Source organism: Botryobacter ruber, from assembly GCF_003347595.2.
Lineage (GTDB): Bacteria > Bacteroidota > Bacteroidia > Cytophagales > Hymenobacteraceae > Pontibacter > Pontibacter ruber_A.
The window spans coordinates 313,622-331,958 of the sequence record NZ_QCZK02000024.1; the positions used below are offsets into that span (position 1 = coordinate 313,622).

The following is an 18,337-nucleotide window of genomic DNA, read 5'->3' on the forward strand; positions in this document are numbered from 1 at the left end:
CCAACACGCCGGCGGAAGCGCTTAAAATATTTTCAGAAAGGCCACAACAAAAGGAATTACCATTAACAGGCTGTCGAAGCGGTCCAGGATGCCGCCGTGGCCGGGCAGCAGCGTACCGGAATCTTTCACCCCCAGGCTCCGCTTCAGCAGCGACTCGGCCAAATCGCCGAGTACGCCGAAAACAGACACAATCACGGCAACACCGATCCACTGGTACAGCTCCAGGTCAGCGAAGAAAAAGGAAAGCAGCCAGGCTACGGCTACGGCCATGAGCACACCTCCGGCCCAGCCTTCCCAGGTTTTTCCCGGCGATACCCGCGCCAGCAGCTTGTGCTTTCCAAAACTTTTTCCGAAGATATAAGCGCCTGTGTCGGCGGCCCAGATCAGGAGCAGCAAACCCAGCACCGGCTGCCAGCTATAGGCCTCCTGCAGGTAAGCCAGCAGGTGCAGCAACCCGAACGGAATGGCGATGTACAAGGCCCCCAGCACCGTAAAGGCAACGTTGGTGAAAGGCTGCGGCAGCTTGCGGTACAACTCCAGCACGAACACCAGGAACAGCACAGGCGGCAACAGGTAAAGCAGTTCAGCAGCAACCAATTCCCGTTCTACCAGGAAAGCGGCTACGTAAATAAAACCGCCGAGCGTTACCCCCAGTCCTTTGTTTGGCTTTACCCCCTCCTGCAGCGCTACCAGCCTGTAAAACTCCAGGATGCCGAGCAGGGTAAGCCCCAGGAACAACAGAAAATACGTCCACTCGCCAAAAAGTATACCGCCGATAAACAGGGCAGCGCCCAGCACACCGACAATAACACGCTGCTGCAGATTACTCAGGGTAGATATAGTTTTGCTCATGGAGTAAAGTTTGGTAGGAGGTGCAACAGCACCAAATTAGCACTTAATGTATAAATTACAAAAGCGCTATACTTCCGGCACGTTTTCGCTTGTACTTTCTAGGCTGCGTGTGCGAAGCGGCAGCTCCTTAAACTGCTGGTAGAGGTAATACAGTATGCCGGCACTAAGCACCACCGAGATAACGACAGTATAAACCGGCATGGGCTCCGTCGATTCGATGTCCATATCTACCCGGCCTGTCTGCTGCAGGTAGAGCACCAGAACGGTGAAGCCATTGTTTACAAAGTGGGCTATTATTGGCACGCTGATTCTGCCGGACCACAAGTAGAGGTACCCAAACAAGGCCCCCAGCACCATCCGCGGAATAAAGCCGAAAAACTGCACATGGATGGCACTGAAAACGGCTGCCGCTATCCAAACGGCCAGGTGCCCGCTGCCCCACCAGCGGTGCAACTGTTTTTGCATCACGCCCCTGAACAGCAGCTCTTCGCCTACTGCAGGAATAATGGCGATCACCAGCAGCCCTACCAGTAGCTCCATCACCGTCACGAATTTGGCAAACAGTTTGGTTAGTTCAGCTGCTTCGGTTTCTTTTTGCCGGGCCCATTCCTCAAAGCCTTTCATGTATTCCGGAAACTGCACATCTGCGTTCCAGTTAATGATAACCGAGTTGGCAGGCATAATCAGCACGATCAGTAAGCCGCTGAGGAGGAGCAGCCCGAGGGTGGGCGATCTTTTCCAGTTCAGGTAATCGCCCAGGTTATAGCCCAAGGCCATGATGAGAAAGAGCGGCGCCAGCACAAACATAAACAGCGACACCACGCCCTGGTAAAACATGATAGCATCTCTTCCTTCCGGGAACTCGGCAGGATTTCGCAGTGCCCGCTCCAGTTCAAAGATCCCCACCCCGAAGAGCCATTCGCCAAACACAGCATACACAAACGACGCTATAAAAACGCCCGCCAGAATAAAGGCAATTAGCAGCAACAAGACGACAAATGGATGTTGTTCTTTCGAGATGAAACCTTTCATAGGGAGTTTTAGGTTTAATTGACGTAAATTTACGTGAAAAATTAAATTTTGCTTTGGTAAAGATTGCGAACATAGAACTGGGCGAGTTCCCGCTGCTGCTGGCACCAATGGAGGACGTGAGCGATCCGCCCTTCCGGAAAGTATGTAAAGCCAACGGTGCCGACCTGATGTACACCGAGTTTATCTCGTCTGAGGGTTTGATACGTGATGCAGCCAAAAGTGTGCAGAAACTGGACATTTTCGATTACGAACGCCCCATTGGCATACAGATTTTTGGTTCTGAAATAGACTCGATGCGCGAGGCCGCTATTGTCTCGTCGCAGGCCGGTCCTGACCTGATTGACATTAATTATGGATGCCCGGTAAAACAGGTGGCCTGCAAGGGAGCCGGTGCCGCCTTGCTGCGCGACATCCCGAAGATGGTGCAGATGACCTCTGAAATTGTGAAAGCCACGCACCTGCCCGTAACGGTAAAAACGCGCCTGGGCTGGGACGAGAACACCAAGAATGTGGTAGATACGGCGGAGCGCCTGCAGGATATCGGCATCCAGGCCATCAGCATCCACGGCCGCACCCGCGTGCAGATGTACAAAGGCGAAGCCGACTGGCGCCTGATTGCCGAGGTAAAAAACAACCCGCGCATGAAGATTCCTGTGTTTGGCAACGGCGATATCGATTCGCCGGAGAAGGCGCTGGAATACCGTAATAAGTACGGCGTAGACGGCATCATGATTGGCCGCGCCAGCATTGGCCATCCCTGGATCTTTAACGAGATCAAACACTACATGGCCACCGGCGAACACCTGCCGGAGCCTACGCTCGAAGACCGGGTGGAGGTTTGCCGCCAGCACTTCACGCACTCGCTGGAGTGGAAAGGCGACAGGCTGGGCATTTTCGAAATGCGCCGCCACTACACCAACTACTTCAGGGGCCTGCCGAACTTTAAGCCGCTGCGCATGCGCCTGGTGCAGTCCGAAGACATCCAGGAGATCTACGATACCCTGGACGAGATAGCGCATACGATGAGCTATGCGTAGGAGTTTTGGAGGTAGAGAGGTAGAGAGTTTAGGAGTTAGAAAGGTTAAAATTGCAGGGGTTTAAAATCTTCAACCCCTACAATTTTCTTTCTGCTCCTGCCACCATTGCTTCTGCTGTTTGTCTGAACCGTTGATTCGTGTGATTTAATTGATTTTTGTGATTTTTTGTCTGAACACGATTAAATGATGGCAGGATCAACAGGATTATTTGTCTGAATCAGGATTTGCAGAATTTTAGGATTTACAGAATTTGGTTTGACTGTGGTTCGTGGAAGGGTTGAAAATCTTCAACCCCTACCTTTTAACTTTCTAACTCCTAAACTCTCTAACTCTTAAACTCTCTAACTCCCAAACTTTTTCTGCTGCTCTTTCATCCACCACATACAATTCTACTGCAATCAAAACAGCAACTACACCTCCGCAGGAGAAACCCGCTACGGCTGCACTGGTGTGGCTGCTGGTGGCAGTGCTTACCCTGATCTGGGGCACTTCGTTTATCCTGATTAAAAAAGGGCTGGTCGTTTTCAACTCCGACGAACTTGGTGCTATGCGTATTGTGATCGCCTGTGCCTCGTTGCTGCCTTTTGCTGTGGCTAACCTGCGCAAGGTGGAGCGGCACCGCTGGAAGTTCCTGCTCGCCAGCGGGCTGCTGGGCAACCTGTTCCCGGCGTTCCTGTTTGCTTATGCCGAAACACATCTGGCCAGTGGCCTGGCGGGTGTGCTCAACTCGCTCACGGCCCTGTTCACGCTCCTGATTGGCGCTTTGTTTTTCCGGCAGCAGATCACGTGGCTTCGCATGGTGGGTATTGTAGTAGGCATGGCAGGTACCGCGATGCTGATCTTCTCCGGCGGCGGCGGCACCAACCTCAGCAATATGCGCTACGGACTGTTTATCGTAGTGGCCACCATTTGCTACGGGGGGAGCGCCAACATCATTAAATACCGCCTACAGGGCATTAAGCCCATCGTCATGTCGAGCCTGGCGTTGCTCACGGTTGGGCCAATGGCTGCTGCTTATCTTTTCACCACCAACGTTTCCGCTAAGTTTGCCTATGCGCCCGGTGCCTGGGAAGCTTTTCTTTACATTGCTATCCTGGCAGTGTTCAGCACGGCCGTCGGGCTTATCCTCCTTAACAAGCTTATCCAGATTTCAACACCGGTTTTTGCCAGCACCATCAACTACCTCATCCCTGTTGTGGCGCTGCTGTGGGGCGTGCTGGACGGTGAAACCATCCACCTCTGGCATTATGTGAGCATGGTCGTAATTTTAGCAGGTGTGTTTATCGTGAACAGGGCCCGTTAAGGCCCGGAAAATTTAAGTTCAGCTGCAGGAGCACCACCTGTTACTTCTCTATATATTCATGTATTCATAAAAAGAACTTAATTTCAACGAAAGCTGTTGAGGAGAACACGAAACAGAAGAAAAATTCTAAATGCTTAAGAGGCTGTTTTGTATTCCGGAATGTAAAAATTAGCTGTTCTTCCATTTTCAGAACATATTTCAGATATTCGGAAATCTATATATAATTTTAAAAAGTCCAAATCCTCATTTTTAGCCAATCATACATGAAGAAGTTTTTGCTTTTGTGCTTACTGTCTCCTCTGTGGCTGCACACTTCGGCACAATCACTTCAGGCAAGCAAACTAAAGGCAGCTACGCCAACGCAGGAACCGCTGGAACTGGTTACTTCTGGTGCAGTTACCGCGCAGTTGAGTGCCGAAACACGAAGCAAAGCTACTATGGAGGATGTAGTGCATCTTAACATCACCTATCCCGAGTACTGGCCTGATCGTATTTTCATTAAAATGAAAGACCTGCAGGGGGTGCAACTGGAGACGTATGAGTCGAAGGCGGCCCGGGTACAGATTGCAGCCAAAGGCAAGGTAAATGCCACCCTCCGCCGTTTCGAATCGAGTAGGGTAACAGAACTGCCGCGGTCGGCTAAATTAGCTTCGTTTAAAAACACCTACGAGGTGGTGGTAGACAAGCCGGAGCAGCTGAACCAACTGCTATCGGAACTCAACGCGATGCCCGAAGTAGCTTACGCCGAAAGAGTACCCCTTTATTATACTTCTGCCGTCCCCAACGATCCGTTTTATGCCTCCGGGCAGCAGTACGCGATTAATAAAATAAACGCAACAGGCGCAGCGGGCATACACACAGGCACTGCCAAAACACTGCTTGCCATTGTAGACGACGCGGTGCTTATCTCCCACCCCGACCTGCAAAGCAACGTGGAGGCGAACAGGAGCTATGATGTAGCTGATAAAGACAACGATCCGCGTCCGCCTGCAGCAGGCACAAACAAAGCTACTGCGTACGAATTCTCTCATGGCACACACTGTGCGGGCATTGCAGGAGCTGTCACCAACAACAGTGTGGGCGTATCTTCTGTGAGCAACAACAAAGTAAGCATTATCGGCATCAAGTGCACCAGCGACCAGACAGCTGACTCCAGGATGATTGAGCGAAGCGCTGAAGGCATGGTGCATGCCATCAACCAGGGCGCCCGCGTGATCAGCATGTCGTTTGGCGGGACCGGCACCAGCCAGACCATCCAGAATATAATAAACGAAGCGACAGCCAACGGTGTGGTGTTTGTAGCAGCTGCAGGCAACGAAAACATCGAAACCAAACATTACCCTGCCGCCTACGACAATGTGATAGCCGTAGCCAGCACCGACTCGAAAGACCTGAAAAGCAGCTTCTCTAACTTCGGCACCTGGATCGATGTTTCGGCTCCGGGCTCTGCCATACTCAGTACCGTAGCCAATGGCGCAGCAGGCGAATATGTTTCGTACAATGGCACTTCCATGGCTACACCCATGGTAGCCGGCCTGGTAGCACTTATGCTTTCCGAGAACCCGAACTTAACACCGCAGGCTGTCACCCAGATTTTAAAAAGCACAGCCGATCCGGTAGATAACATTACAGGTCAGTCGGCAACGTATGCGGGCAAGCTGGGAACAGGGCGTATTAATGCTTATAAAGCAATTCAGGCCATACAGGCACTAACACCAGGAGTGGCCCCTTCGGCTATTACCAGTTTAAAGATAAACCGCACCGGCAAAACAGATGTGGACCTGGCCTGGACGGCTCCGGCAATAAACACCACCGATCCGGCTGTGCTCTACGACATCCGGTATGCAACAGCACCTATTACGGCAGCCAACTTCGGCGCAGCCACCAGAACAGTAAAGAACATCACGCCGGGCACACCGGGCACTGCCCAGGCAGTAACGATCAGCGGACTGAATCCCGGCACAACCTATTATTTTGCCATTGTGGCCAGGTCGCTTTATGGCGATGGGGCGCCTTTGTCTAACGTAGTAAACACCACCACGCTTGCAGCTCCCGACATAGCGGTAAGCGCAGGCATTGTTTCCTCCTTTAACATCAACCGAAGCAACGGCACCACCGCCTCAGGCGCATTTACCGTAACAAACAGCGGCACGGAACCGCTTACCTACAGCCTTAACCTGTACCCCAGGACAGGCACCAACATCCTGCATCATGACAGGCTGAATGGCAATGCTGACAACAAGTTTGGCTATGGCAGCGCCAGCTTTATGGTTGCTACCAGGTTCGTTGCCGGTATCAGAGGGTTTAACCTGTCGCATGTGCAGAATTATTTCTATAATACCTCCACCGTTAACAATGCTGCCGTTGGCGTGCGCATCCTGAAAGGCGGCACCACGCCTGCCAATGCCACCCTGTTGGCAAGCCAGAGCTTTACCACCACCATACCGGCAGGCGGCGACCTGCTGACGTTTAAGCTACAGCAGGCGCACCAGCTACAGCCCGGCGAAGTGTTCTGGGTGGTCTTTGTAATTCCGGCGGGTTTAAGTTCGCCCCAGGGCATCGATACCGGCATGGGCGCCAGGCCCGGCACTTTCTTTCTCAGCAGCGATGGCGGCTCCAGCTATTCCGACGCCCAGCCTCTGGCTGGTTTCCTGAACACAGCAGCTTTTAAAACACGCGCCGTAGATGCCAATTGGATGACCACGACACCAGCTACCGGCACCATACCTGCCGGACAGGCAAAAGAGGTAACCATGCACGTGGACGCCGCAGGTGTTGTAAACGGCACTTACCAGGCCGATATCCTGTTCAGCAGCAATGCTCCGCTTACGCCTGTCGTGAGCAGACCTATCACCGTAAATGTAACCGGCGGACAGGGAACGATGGCCGTAGAGAATGCCGCGGTAACTTTTGGCACGCTCTTCACCGGCACCAGCAGCACGGCTAAAGTTGTGGTAAAAAATACAGGCGTAGCTTCTTTAAATGTAACCGCTGCCACGTTTAACGGAGGCGAGTTTCCGGCTGCAGACTTTGCCCTTGCACCAGCACTGCCGCTTACCATTCTGCCCGGTTCACAGCAGGAGCTCAGCGTTACCTTTACGCCTTCTAAAAAAGCAACCTTAGCCGGCACGCTCACGCTTGCCTCTGATGCCGCGTCAACACCGTCAGCTGACGTCAGCCTGTCAGCCACACTTATCAGTCCGCCGGTTGCTGTTGTTACGGCCACCGGTATGGATGTAGTGCTGAACAAAACGGTAGATACAGTGGCAACACGAACCATCACCATAGCGAATGCCGGTGAGGCCCCCTTAACGTATGCGGTACGCGTAAAACCTGATCCGGCCAGTACAATGGCGCATGATGCAGACCGAGATGCCGACAGCTTTATTGGTTTCGGTACTACCACCGTTCCCCTGCACCTGGCTGTTAAATTTAAGGTAACAACGCCCCGTTACACACTGGCCCAGGTACAAACCTACTTCAGAAGCATGGCTGCTGCACCACACGAGGCAACTTTAAAAATCTACAAAGGCGGAACCACGCCTGCTGAGGGCACTTTACTGCTGCAGCAACAAGTAAAAGACGCGGCCTCTGCCAATGGCGGCGGGATGGTAACGGCACCTTTGCAGCAACTGCAGCAGTTTGTACAGGGTGATACCGTATGGGTAGTGTTCGTACATACGGGCGTTACTTCGCCACAAGGCGTTAACGCGCTAACCCCACCCGACAGCACCAACTTCTACAGCTCCGATGGCAGCACCTGGTCTGCCTGGTCTGTAAATAGTTTTAAAATAAGAGCGTTAGGCACCCCAACCTGGTTAAGTGTTGCGGCATCTTCAGGTACCATAGCCCCTGCCGGAGAAGCCAGCGTGGATATTACAGTGAGCGCTACCGGCCTGGAAGCCGGAAACTATACCGGCAGCCTTGAAGTGGTCAGCAATGCGATGATACCACGCGAAGTAATACAGGTAAACCTACAGGTACAGAACAGCCCTGCCATCAACCCGACAGCGCTGCTGCGCGACAGGGAAGCGTTAGATGGCGTTTCTGTGTATCCGAACCCGGCCTCCGGGAGGTTTATGCTGGAGTTTATGGTTCAGAAGGCGGAGGACCTGCAGATCAGGATGCTTTCGCTGTCGGGGCATGTGGTGTTTGAAGAAAACTACCGGAACTACAGCGGTTCTTTTAAGCAGCAGGTAGAGACGCACAGGTTTGCAGCCGGTGTTTATGTGCTCCAGGTGCTGCAGGGCGATAAGCTCTTTACCCGGAAGCTGATTATCCGGTAACCGTAAAACTTTATACTATTTTCAGCCTCTGTACTCCTGTGCAGGGGCTGATGTCGTTTTACACCTGCAGCAGTGGCTATGGTGGCAGCTGCAGCAAACCCGCTTCCCTGCAGCTTTTCCTCCAGTTCATGTTCAGCCCCGGCACCTCACAAAACAACTACCTGAAAACTAGAAACATACACCTTAAAACCACCTAAACCTCCTGCTACTACTCATGGATAACATAAAAATAACATGCCGCTTGCATCCCTTTACCTTTTACTAAGTACTGCTTACCAAAAAAACAAAAATAACATGAATCCTACAGCACAATTCATTTACAACATCGTAAAATAATACAACTCAGCATATAACATTATTCAAGAACAAAATAAATAACCTTACCGGCACCACGATCAGCGTGCACAACCACTCCACATCAGCATGGTGGAGCATGAGTTTGTTTGTCTGCTGCAACAGGAACAGTGTATCACTATAGTTAAAAAACCATATATAACAACAAAATAATAGTTTGACAACAAACACCTCCAGAGCCTTTTAGGAGATAGATTAGTTCGACCAGGAACCTGAACAACACCGGCACCACAGAACCTATGGAAATAACATAGAATAACCTGCCTGCAGGAACAGCTGCTTAAGGAAAGTTATAGCCCCCCCGGATACTACACAAACGCAGCACCCTGTCAGCAATATGCCAGTATATCCTTTTTTTCAGATACTGCCCTAGTACCAAAGCGCCCTTCACGCTCCGTTGCTTCTCACCAACTGAAGCTGCACTTATCCTTTAAGTATGACGACAAAGAAGCCGGTATGCTGGCTCTTGCAGGTCGGTTTACCACTGCAGCTTTCTTCGTCGGTCTAAAGCCACTATCAAACACTACCGAAGACTATGTACAAACTTTTTATCTGCATTATAGTTGCCCTCTTACCTGTCCTGCAGGCAGCAGCGCAAACGCCCATCATTTCATTTGGAGAAGTGTGGTATTTTCTGGATGATGGTTCAAACCAGGGCACAGCCTGGGTTGCTCCTGACTTTACTATGAGTAATAACTGGAAAAGCGGCCCTGGCAAGTTCGGATACGGCATCACTGGCACTTTTACTCCTGTAAACTATGGCCCCAATGAAAAAAAGAAATTCATTACCACCTACTTCCGAAAAACCATCACTATTACTAATCCAGGTGCCTTTGACTTCTTTACCTTCAATGTGTTAAGAGACGATGGCGTGGTGGTTTATATTAACGGCACCGAGGCTTTTCGTAATAATATGCCGACAGGCACCATTACCTACACCACGCTGGCCACAGAAGCAAAAGACAACGGAACCGTTCCCCAAACCTTTACCATCGATAAATCAGCTTTTGCAAATAGTGCTGACGGAAAACATGTTATTGCCGTGGAAGTGCACCAGCAAAGGGCAAACAGCCCGGACCTGGCGTTCGACCTGGAGCTAATTGGCAACACCAATCCGCCACCGCCAGCCGACGAGGCTCCCACCGTACAGAGCATCAGCTATCAGTCACCGGCCACCTCGCTCACCAATGCCACCGCCGTTACCTTCAGAGTGACTTTTTCGGAAGCGGTAACAGGCGTGGACGCAGCCGACTTTTCCGTTAGCGGCACTGCTGGCGGCACGCTGGCTCCTGACGCCGTTGCCCCTGCAGGCAGCAATGGCTCCACCTACGATGTTACCGTCAGTGGCATTAACAGTTCGGGCACAGTGCGCCTGGACCTGAAGGCTACGGGTACTAACATTCAGGATATTGCGGGCAACGCTATTGCAGGAGGCTTTACTACCGGCCAGACCTACACCATCGATCAGGCTGCGCCAACAGCGACCGGCATTATCCGCCAGTCGCCCACTTCCCCAACCACCAGCGCTACTTCCGTCACCTTCAGAGTAGCCTTTTCCGAAAAAGTAACGGGAGTAGACAAAAACGACTTCAGCGTTAGTACTACTGGTGAGTTATCCGCAACCCTTGGCAACAACGCTGTAGCAGCTGTTGGCACCGATGGCACCACCTACGATGTCACCGTATCTGTCAACGGCGGTGGCATACTCCGCCTGGACCTGAACGCTACGAACACCGGCATTGCAGACGCAGCGGGCAACGCGATAGCAGGAGGCTTTACTACCGGCCAGACCTATACCATCGAACATGCGTCGTCTGCTATACTTGAGGTAAAAAGCATCACCCGCTATTCGCCGCTCGAAGAAACCACCTTCTCGTCCAGCGTTACCTACCTGGTCACGTTCTCGGAACCGGTAACCGGCGTCGACAGAAGGGATTTTACCATCGCCTACCTTAGTGGCTCGGCAAGTGGTTCGATTGGTGGCAACGGAGTGGTAGCAACAAGCACAAAAGATGCCTATTACGTTACCATCAGCTCCATCAGCAAGAGTTGCACGCTGCGGCTTTTGCTCAATAACAGCGGCACCGGCATCACCAGCTTAACCACCGGCAAAGCTATTAGCGGCGGCTTCACCGGCGGCGAAACCTACACGATCGAAACACCCTCAACAGCGCCGCCTGCGGTAGTGAGCATCAACCGCCAGGATCCTTCTACCGGCTACACCTATGGCACTACCCTCACCTACCGGGTTACTTTTACGGAAGCTGTAACCGGCGTCGACGCAGCCGACTTCACGGCTACACCATTGAGCGGCAACGTAAGCGGCATTTTGGCCGGGGCCATACAGCCTGTCAGTTCCTCCGTGTATGATGTAACCGTAAGCTCCGTTAGCGGCGATGGCATGCTGCGCCTGGACCTGAAGGATAGCGGCACCGAAATTTACGATACAGGCGGCAGCATACTTTCCGGCGGCTACACCGGCGGCCAGGCCTACTCGGTGCTGCAGTCGGCTGCCGGCACTGGCGTTATTTACTCAGAAGACATGGAAGGCACTGCTCCCTTCTCCTCGGCGCATAGCCTGGAGGTTGGCGACTGGCCTCATGCCATGCAGTTCGTCACCAGCCCTGTCTTCCGGGATGCGAAGGCTGTCAGGCAGGAGATACGAGATACGGACCCGCTGGTGAAGGATGGGTACCGTTCAGAAGTAACCATTATCAAAGGAGAAAACCTTCCAGGCATTGACATGTGGTATTCCTTTGCCGCCTATTTCCCTTCTGATGGTTTCGCCTTCGATTCGGAGCGGGACATGATCAACCAGTGGTACCAGGACGGCAGCCCGGCTACCTCGCTGCGCATTCAGAACGACCGGTTTCTGCTGGAGGCCGGCAACGAATCGGGCAAATTCGACAACCGCGCTACAACGGATTTAGGCGAAGTAACGAAGGATGTGTGGCACACCTTTGTTTTCCACTTCATCCACTCCTACGGCCCCGATGGCCTGATAGAAGTATGGCATAACGGCACGCATATACTTACCCGAAACGGCGGCAACATGTACAACAATGGCATCCTGCCCAAATGGAAAATAGGCATTTACAAATCGGCCTTTAAGTACGGCACATCGCTGATACACCACCGGGTGCTCTACTACGACAACATCCGGGTTGGCAACAAGGACTCCAAATTTGATTATATGTACCCTTCAGTACCACTCGGCGGAATTTCAGCGTCACAAACAGCAACAACTGAGGGAAGCAGCACTTCCATGGCACGCATAAGCACATCCAACACCTTAGCGTCTTCTATAACACTTTACCCGACCATCGTTAAAAGAGGCGCAAGTATTATCATAGAGGCAGCTACAGATGAGGACCTTAAAGCAGTGGTAACAGATGTAAGCGGGCGGGAGGTGCTGAAAAAAGAGTTTACCGGCACCGCTAACCTGGAAACTCACGAGTTGCCTTCGGGTGTCTACTTTACCAGGATCTGGACAACCTTGCACAAACTGCCGGTTACTGATCTGAAATTTATTGTTTTGGATTAAGACAGGTGCAGCGGCTATGGTGGCAGGCGCAGCAGAATTTATAGCCATGCTAACTCAACACCAGGATGTGCCGGCGTAACAGGATTGCCGGCACATCCTCTTTTTGCGTTGCGCTAGCCTGCCGTACAACCTGCACCGCCTGCTTAATTTTAGATTATGCTTTTTATTTGCTTATTTAAGGGGTTTTAAAACAACGCTACTACATGAAGCTGTTTCGCCCCCTGCTAAGCCTGATTTTCTTTTTCCTGCTCTCCTGGCAAGCGCTTGCGCAAACCGAGACGAGCAAAAGTGCTATTGAAGAGTTCAGGCTGCAGGCGATAAACGACACCGCTTTTATTCTGCATACCACCAAAAAGACGGGCAATTTTGTAAAGTACAATGGCGTGCTCCCGCTCCGGATAAACGGAGAACTGGAGGAAATTAACTTTACGTTGGGCAGGGCCCGGTTTTCGATCGTGGAGCCGGTAAAGTTGTTGCAGCTAACAGCTAACCTGGATACCCACACCATTGCCCGCCTGTACCAGCCGAATGCCAAAGCCAGGCATGGCATCCGGGAATTCCCGATGTGGCTTTCGCTGCTGCCGCCCCTGCTGGCTATTGTGCTGGCGCTGCTCTTCCGGGAGGTGCTGCTGGCGCTGTTTGCGGGTATCTGGGTGGGAGGATTTGTTATTTACGGCCTCTCCTTTACCTCTCTCTTTACAGGCCTGCTTGCTGTTGCCGATACTTACCTGGTGGGCGCTTTGTCCGATGTCGACCATGTGTCGGTTATTATTTTCTCGATGCTGATTGGCGGCATGGTGGCTATAATTTCCAGGAACGGCGGCATGGCGGGTGTTGTGAACCTGCTCTCCAGGTATGCCCGCTCCGCCAAAAGCTCCCAGTTTGTAACGTGGCTGTTAGGCATCGCCATCTTCTTCGACGACTATGCCAACACCCTGATTGTGGGCAACACCATGCGCCCCGTAACCGACAGGCACTACATTTCGCGCGAAAAACTGGCGTATATCGTTGACAGTACCGCTGCCCCGGTGGCGGCCATTGCCTTTGTTACCACCTGGGTGGGCGCCGAACTGGGATACATCAAAGATGCCGCCTCAACACTGGGCATAGCCGAAGGTGCTTATTCGCTGTTCTTCAATTCGCTGCAGTACGCCTACTACCCTGTCCTGACGCTGGTGTTTATGCTGCTGCTGATCCTGATGAACCGTGATTTTGGCCTGATGCACACCGCCGAAACACGTGCCCGCACGACCGGAGCCGTAAGCGCTGTCACCAAAAAACAGGAAGGAACGCAGCAGGAACTGGCAGCATTTTCAGCCATCGACCCGGACAGGACCAGGGCTGTGAATGCCTTGCTCCCGGTGCTGGTCGTGATCCTGGGCACAGTTGCGGGGCTGGTTTATACCGGCTACGATGCCGCCACCTGGGCCAGCCCGGATATGGGCTTCTTCCGGAAACTCTCTATCACCATCGGTAACTCCAACTCTTACACGGCGCTTATCTGGGCCTCGCTGGCGGGGGTGCTGGTGGCCGTGGTGCTAACTATCAGCCAGCGCATTATGAGCGTGTACGACACCATGGAATCGCTTGTAACGGGCTTTAAAACCATGCTGCCTGCCATCCTGATCCTGGTGCTGGCCTGGTCGCTGGCAACGGTGACGAAGGAGCTGTACACGGCAGAATATCTGACCTCACTCTTCTCGGGCAACGTATCGCCACATTTCATGCCGGAGATCACGTTCTTCCTGGCAGCTGTAATTGCCTTCTCGACGGGCTCCAGCTGGGGCACCATGGCTATTTTGTACCCGCTCATGCTTCCGGCCGCCTGGTATGTGTGCCAGTCGGAAGGGATGCCGCTGGATGAAACGATGCCGATTATCTACAACGTGATTTCGGTGGTGCTGGCAGGCTCGGTTTTCGGCGACCACTGCTCCCCCATCTCCGACACTACCATCCTCAGCTCCCTGGCCTCGGGCTGCAACCACATCGACCACGTGAAAACGCAGCTTCCGTATGCCATTACGGTAGCGCTGGTCGCTAATGTCGCCTGTACCAACCTCTCGAGCTGGGGTGTGCACTGGTTTTTGGTGTACCTGCTGGGGGCAGCGCTGCTATGGCTGATCGTGCGGCTGGTTGGCAGGCCTGTGGCAACCAAAGCAACGGTAGGCTGAAGTTGAGGCCTGAAAGCCGGCAGCAGTGGCTGTGGTGACAGCAGCAGAAAACTTTTTTAACGTCTGAAAACCGTACTGCTCCTGCCACCATAGCCGCTACAGCTGCAGCTCATAAAAATCCTGCACAATGCCTCTGCCCCCAAAGCTCTCTTTGTTCCAGATCAGCCCTTCGTTCAGCTCCCGCCCCTCCTGCTCGGTAGATTTGCCAAAGTCGAAATATTTTTTGTGCGGGTAAACCGTGTGCAGCAGGTAGTGCACCAGCGCATCTAAAGCGTAAATAGCCCGTCCGCGTGCCGTGGTGGCGATGTACTGGCAATGCGCTACTTCCGTCGTTTCGTAGATAATGATACCGGCCTGTATTACGCCTGCTTCGGTGGCTGTGAAGAGTTTGATGTTCTTCGGAAAGCGCTGCGCCAGCTGCCGGAGTTCGGCTGCCGTGTGCACCGGGCAGCTCCCGTACTTTTCCTGCAGGAGCTGCTGCTGCACTTTCATAAAGTTTTCATAATCGCCGGACTGGCCAAGTTGCAGATTCATTCCGGAGGCTTTGGCGATCTGCCATTTCCGGGTACGGGCATAGCCGGGAGCCTGCTGCAGTTCGATGGTGGAGCCGATGTCGCGGCGGTACAGGCGGGCGTTAAACCGGAACAGGGCGTACAGGTCTTCTTCGGCGGGCAGCCGGTGGTAGATGTGCGGAATGGCTTTGTAGAACAGCTTTTTTGCGCCCTGCAAAGCAAAATAGCGGCACAGGGCTTCGAACACCTCCAGCATCAGGGCCACTTTCATGGTGCTGTCGCTGACGATGCCGCCATAAGTTACGCCGCCATGCGAGTAAATTGCTTCGCCTTGCTGGTTGGCGGGCAGCAGCGCGAGCAGCCTGCCTTTGCGGTAGAACAGCAGCGAATGGTCCTGAAAGCGGTCGGCGTGGTACTCCAGGTAGTCCCGGTACAGCAGAAAGGTGCCGTTCTTCGAGCCGGCCACAAAAGCATCCCAGGCTGTTTTGTGCCGGGTTTCATACCTTACTACTTCAATCACCTGCTCGTCTTTAACACGCATTGCCTATTATGCTATTCCTGTAGAAGACGCTCGCAGGTCTGAAAGACGCTGCGAGGTCACCACAACTTTCTAACTCTCTAACTCTCTAACTCTCTAACTCCTAAACTTCCTCACCTGTTCAGCACAATCCGGAAGGTGGCGCCCTTTCCTACTTCCGACGATTTTACATACAACCGGCCCTGGTGGTAGTTGTCGATGATGCGTTTGGCAAGTGCCAGTCCTAAGCCCCAACCTCGCTTTTTGGTGGTGTAGCCGGGCAGAAATACCGTATCCATTTTGCTTTTAGGGATGCCTTTGCCGGTGTCGGTAATATCGAGGGCGATCTGGCTTTTGCCCAGCAGCGAGAGGTGGAGCGTAATGCTGCCTTTTCCTTCCATGGCATCTACGGCATTTTTGCAGATGTTTTCGATCACCCAGTCGAACAGCGACACGTTTACTTTGGCCGTAATTTCAGGCGGAAAATCGGAGAAGACTTTGAACACCACTTTGCTCGAAATGCGGTTCTGCAGGTAATTGATGGCATTCTGGGTGACCTGGAAGATGTTTTCGTCGCGGAGCAGCGGCACGGAGCCAATGTTGGAGAAGCGCTCGGTTATCACCTCCAGCCTTCTGACGTCCTTCCAGAGTTCCTCCACAATCGGCTCGTTCTCAAACTTGGGGCTGTACTTCATGTACTCGTACCAAGCCATGAGCGACGAGAGCGGCGTGCCCAGCTGGTGCGCGGTTTCCTTGGCCAGCCCCACCCACACCCGGTTCTGCTCCGCCCGGCGCGAGTAGCTGAAGGTAAAGTAGGCAATCAGGGCAAAGCTGGCAATCACCATCAGCTGCACGTAAGGGTAGTACCGCAGCTCCGACAGCAGATCGGAGTCTTTGTAGAATACATAATTGACAGAACCCTCGGCCCAGGGCACCACAATCGGCTCGTGCTGCGCCTTCATTTTCCTGATTTCGCGCTGCAACAACTCATTTTTTCGCTCTTCGGAAATGTTTTCGGGCAAATCCATGTTCTTGGTATCGAGTATGTTCTCGTCCTCGTCTGTCAGGATAACAGGAACTGTGTGATTCGACGACAGGATTTCCTGCTCGATAAACACGATGTTGTCGTCGCTGGAGGCATTGATCATGTACCGCAGGCCCTTGGCATACAGGTGCACAAGCTCCTGCTCCCGCTCCGACAGCTTACTGACCAGAATATTGGTGTAGGTAATGGTAGCAGCGCCTATAATTAAAGCGACAACAACGACAATAAGTTTAATCCTGTTCTTTTGGGAATAGATGAGTATCATGCACGGTAGACGAAAATCAGCTGAAATTAGTATAATTTCGTTTATATGACCAAGGAACTTTCATTTTAAAGAATCAAAACTTAAATTTGCACCCTAGTATCTCAACTAATATTATGCTTCAGAATTTCAAAGCAATCAGCCTGTCTCATAAGAAAGCGCCGCTGGATATCAGGGAACTGATTGCCTTAGATGAGACCGCCTGCCGGCAGTTCCTGGAAACGCTGAAAAATTACCTGAAAGCTTCTGATATCCTGGTGCTCTCTACCTGCAACCGCACCGAAGTTTATTACAATGCCGACATCGACTACAGCGCCGAAATTGTGAAGCTGCTCGGTATTACCAAAGGCATTGCCAACATCAGCAACTATTTCGATTTTTTCACCATCCTGAACGAGCACAACGACGCCGTACAACACCTGTTCGAAGTGTCGATGGGGCTGGAGTCGCAGGTGGTGGGCGATATGCAGATTACCAACCAGGTGAAGCAGGCGTACCAGTGGGCCGCCGACAGCGAAACCACCGGTCCGTTCCTGCACCGCCTGATGCACACTATTTTCTTCACCAACAAACGGGTGGTTCAGGAAACAGCTTTCCGCGATGGCGCAGCTTCTACCTCTTATGCCACTGTAGAACTGCTCGAAGAATTAACATCCGAAATTACAGACCCGGCCATACTGGTGGTAGGCCTGGGCGAAATTGGCGCCGACGTTTGCCGCAACCTGCGCGACTCCGGCCACAAAAACGTAAAGATCACCAACCGTACGCTGGCCAAAGCTGTGCCGCTGGCCGAGGAGTGTGGCATGGAAGTACTGCCTTTCGAGGATATTGTGCAGGGCCTGAAAGAAGCTGATGTCATTATCTCGTCTGTTTCGCGCGAAACGCCGTTCTTTACCAAAGAAATGATCAAGCGCCTGAACGTGCTGTCGTTCAAGTTCTTTATAGACCTGTCGGTGCCGCGCAGCGTGGAGGCAAATGTGGAAAGCATACCAGGCGTGCTGGTGTATAACATCGACACCATTCAGAACAAAGCTTCGGAGGCGCTGCAGCAACGCATCAACTCCGTGCCGAAGGTAAAAGAAATCATTACCGAATCTATCGAGCAGTTCAACGACTGGTCGAAGGAGATGATGGTATCGCCTACGATAAACAAGCTGAAGAATGCACTGGAAGCGATCCGGCAGGAAGAGATGGCGCGCTACCTCAAAAAGCTGGACCCGGCAGAAATGAAGCGGATGGATAACATCACCAAATCCATGATGCAGAAAATACTGAAGCTCCCGGTGCTGCAACTGAAAGCAGCCTGCAAACGGGGCGAGGCCGAAACGCTGATCGATGTGCTCAACGACCTGTTTAACCTGGAGAACCAGTCGGCGGATGTGGAGCACCGTTAATTTAGTGAACCTGCAAATTTTCTTAGTG

The 18,337-nt window shown here is 52.5% G+C and carries 10 protein-coding genes; 6 read left to right on the forward strand and 4 right to left on the reverse strand.

Annotated elements, in window-relative coordinates; genetic code table 11:
- Positions 1-21: 21 nt before the first annotated feature.
- Together DCW36_RS06670 and DCW36_RS06675 are read right to left on the reverse strand one after the other, a co-directional pair.
- Complete coding sequence (locus DCW36_RS06670) at positions 22-852, reverse strand: phosphatidate cytidylyltransferase (protein ID WP_114777565.1); 831 nt, start codon at positions 850-852, stop codon at positions 22-24.
- A gap of 66 nt (positions 853-918) precedes the next feature.
- Positions 919-1,884, reverse strand: coding sequence for a CPBP family intramembrane glutamic endopeptidase (locus DCW36_RS06675; RefSeq protein WP_114777566.1), 966 nt, complete (start codon positions 1,882-1,884; stop codon positions 919-921).
- A 53-nt stretch (positions 1,885-1,937) separates the two neighbouring features.
- Here DCW36_RS06675 and dusB point away from each other — a divergent pair, with 53 nt between their 5' ends.
- From dusB to DCW36_RS06700, 5 genes are all read left to right on the forward strand, one after another.
- Positions 1,938-2,921, forward strand: a complete 984-nt coding sequence (gene dusB / locus DCW36_RS06680; protein WP_114777567.1) for a tRNA dihydrouridine synthase DusB — start codon at positions 1,938-1,940, stop codon at positions 2,919-2,921.
- Between the two features lie 460 nt (positions 2,922-3,381).
- Entirely contained in the window at positions 3,382-4,224 is an 843-nt protein-coding gene (locus DCW36_RS06685) for a DMT family transporter (RefSeq protein WP_240676080.1), read from the forward strand.
- A gap of 263 nt (positions 4,225-4,487) precedes the next feature.
- Positions 4,488-8,510 (forward strand): S8 family serine peptidase, encoded by a 4,023-nt coding sequence (locus DCW36_RS06690; protein ID WP_114777569.1) that lies wholly within the window; start codon positions 4,488-4,490, stop codon positions 8,508-8,510.
- Positions 8,511-9,399: 889 nt separating this feature from the next.
- The gene (locus DCW36_RS06695; RefSeq protein WP_114777570.1) at positions 9,400-12,408 is read left to right on the forward strand and encodes a heparin lyase I family protein; all 3,009 of its coding nucleotides are present in this window, start codon (positions 9,400-9,402) and stop codon (positions 12,406-12,408) included.
- Positions 12,409-12,611: 203 nt separating this feature from the next.
- A complete protein-coding gene (locus DCW36_RS06700) occupies positions 12,612-14,579 on the forward strand; it encodes a Na+/H+ antiporter NhaC family protein (RefSeq protein ID WP_114777571.1) in 1,968 nt (655 codons plus the stop codon).
- A gap of 96 nt (positions 14,580-14,675) precedes the next feature.
- On the opposite strand, the gene DCW36_RS06705 is transcribed toward DCW36_RS06700, so the two are convergent.
- The gene (locus DCW36_RS06705) at positions 14,676-15,632 is read right to left on the reverse strand and encodes a GNAT family N-acetyltransferase (protein WP_240676081.1); all 957 of its coding nucleotides are present in this window, start codon (positions 15,630-15,632) and stop codon (positions 14,676-14,678) included.
- Between the two features lie 110 nt (positions 15,633-15,742).
- On the reverse strand, positions 15,743-16,918 hold the full coding sequence (locus DCW36_RS06710) for a sensor histidine kinase (RefSeq protein WP_114777572.1): 1,176 nt from the start codon (positions 16,916-16,918) through the stop codon (positions 15,743-15,745).
- Positions 16,919-17,031: 113 nt separating this feature from the next.
- Between DCW36_RS06710 and hemA the strand changes: the two genes are divergently transcribed.
- Complete coding sequence (gene hemA / locus DCW36_RS06715) at positions 17,032-18,309, forward strand: glutamyl-tRNA reductase (RefSeq protein ID WP_114777573.1); 1,278 nt, start codon at positions 17,032-17,034, stop codon at positions 18,307-18,309.
- Positions 18,310-18,337 lie beyond the last annotated feature (28 nt).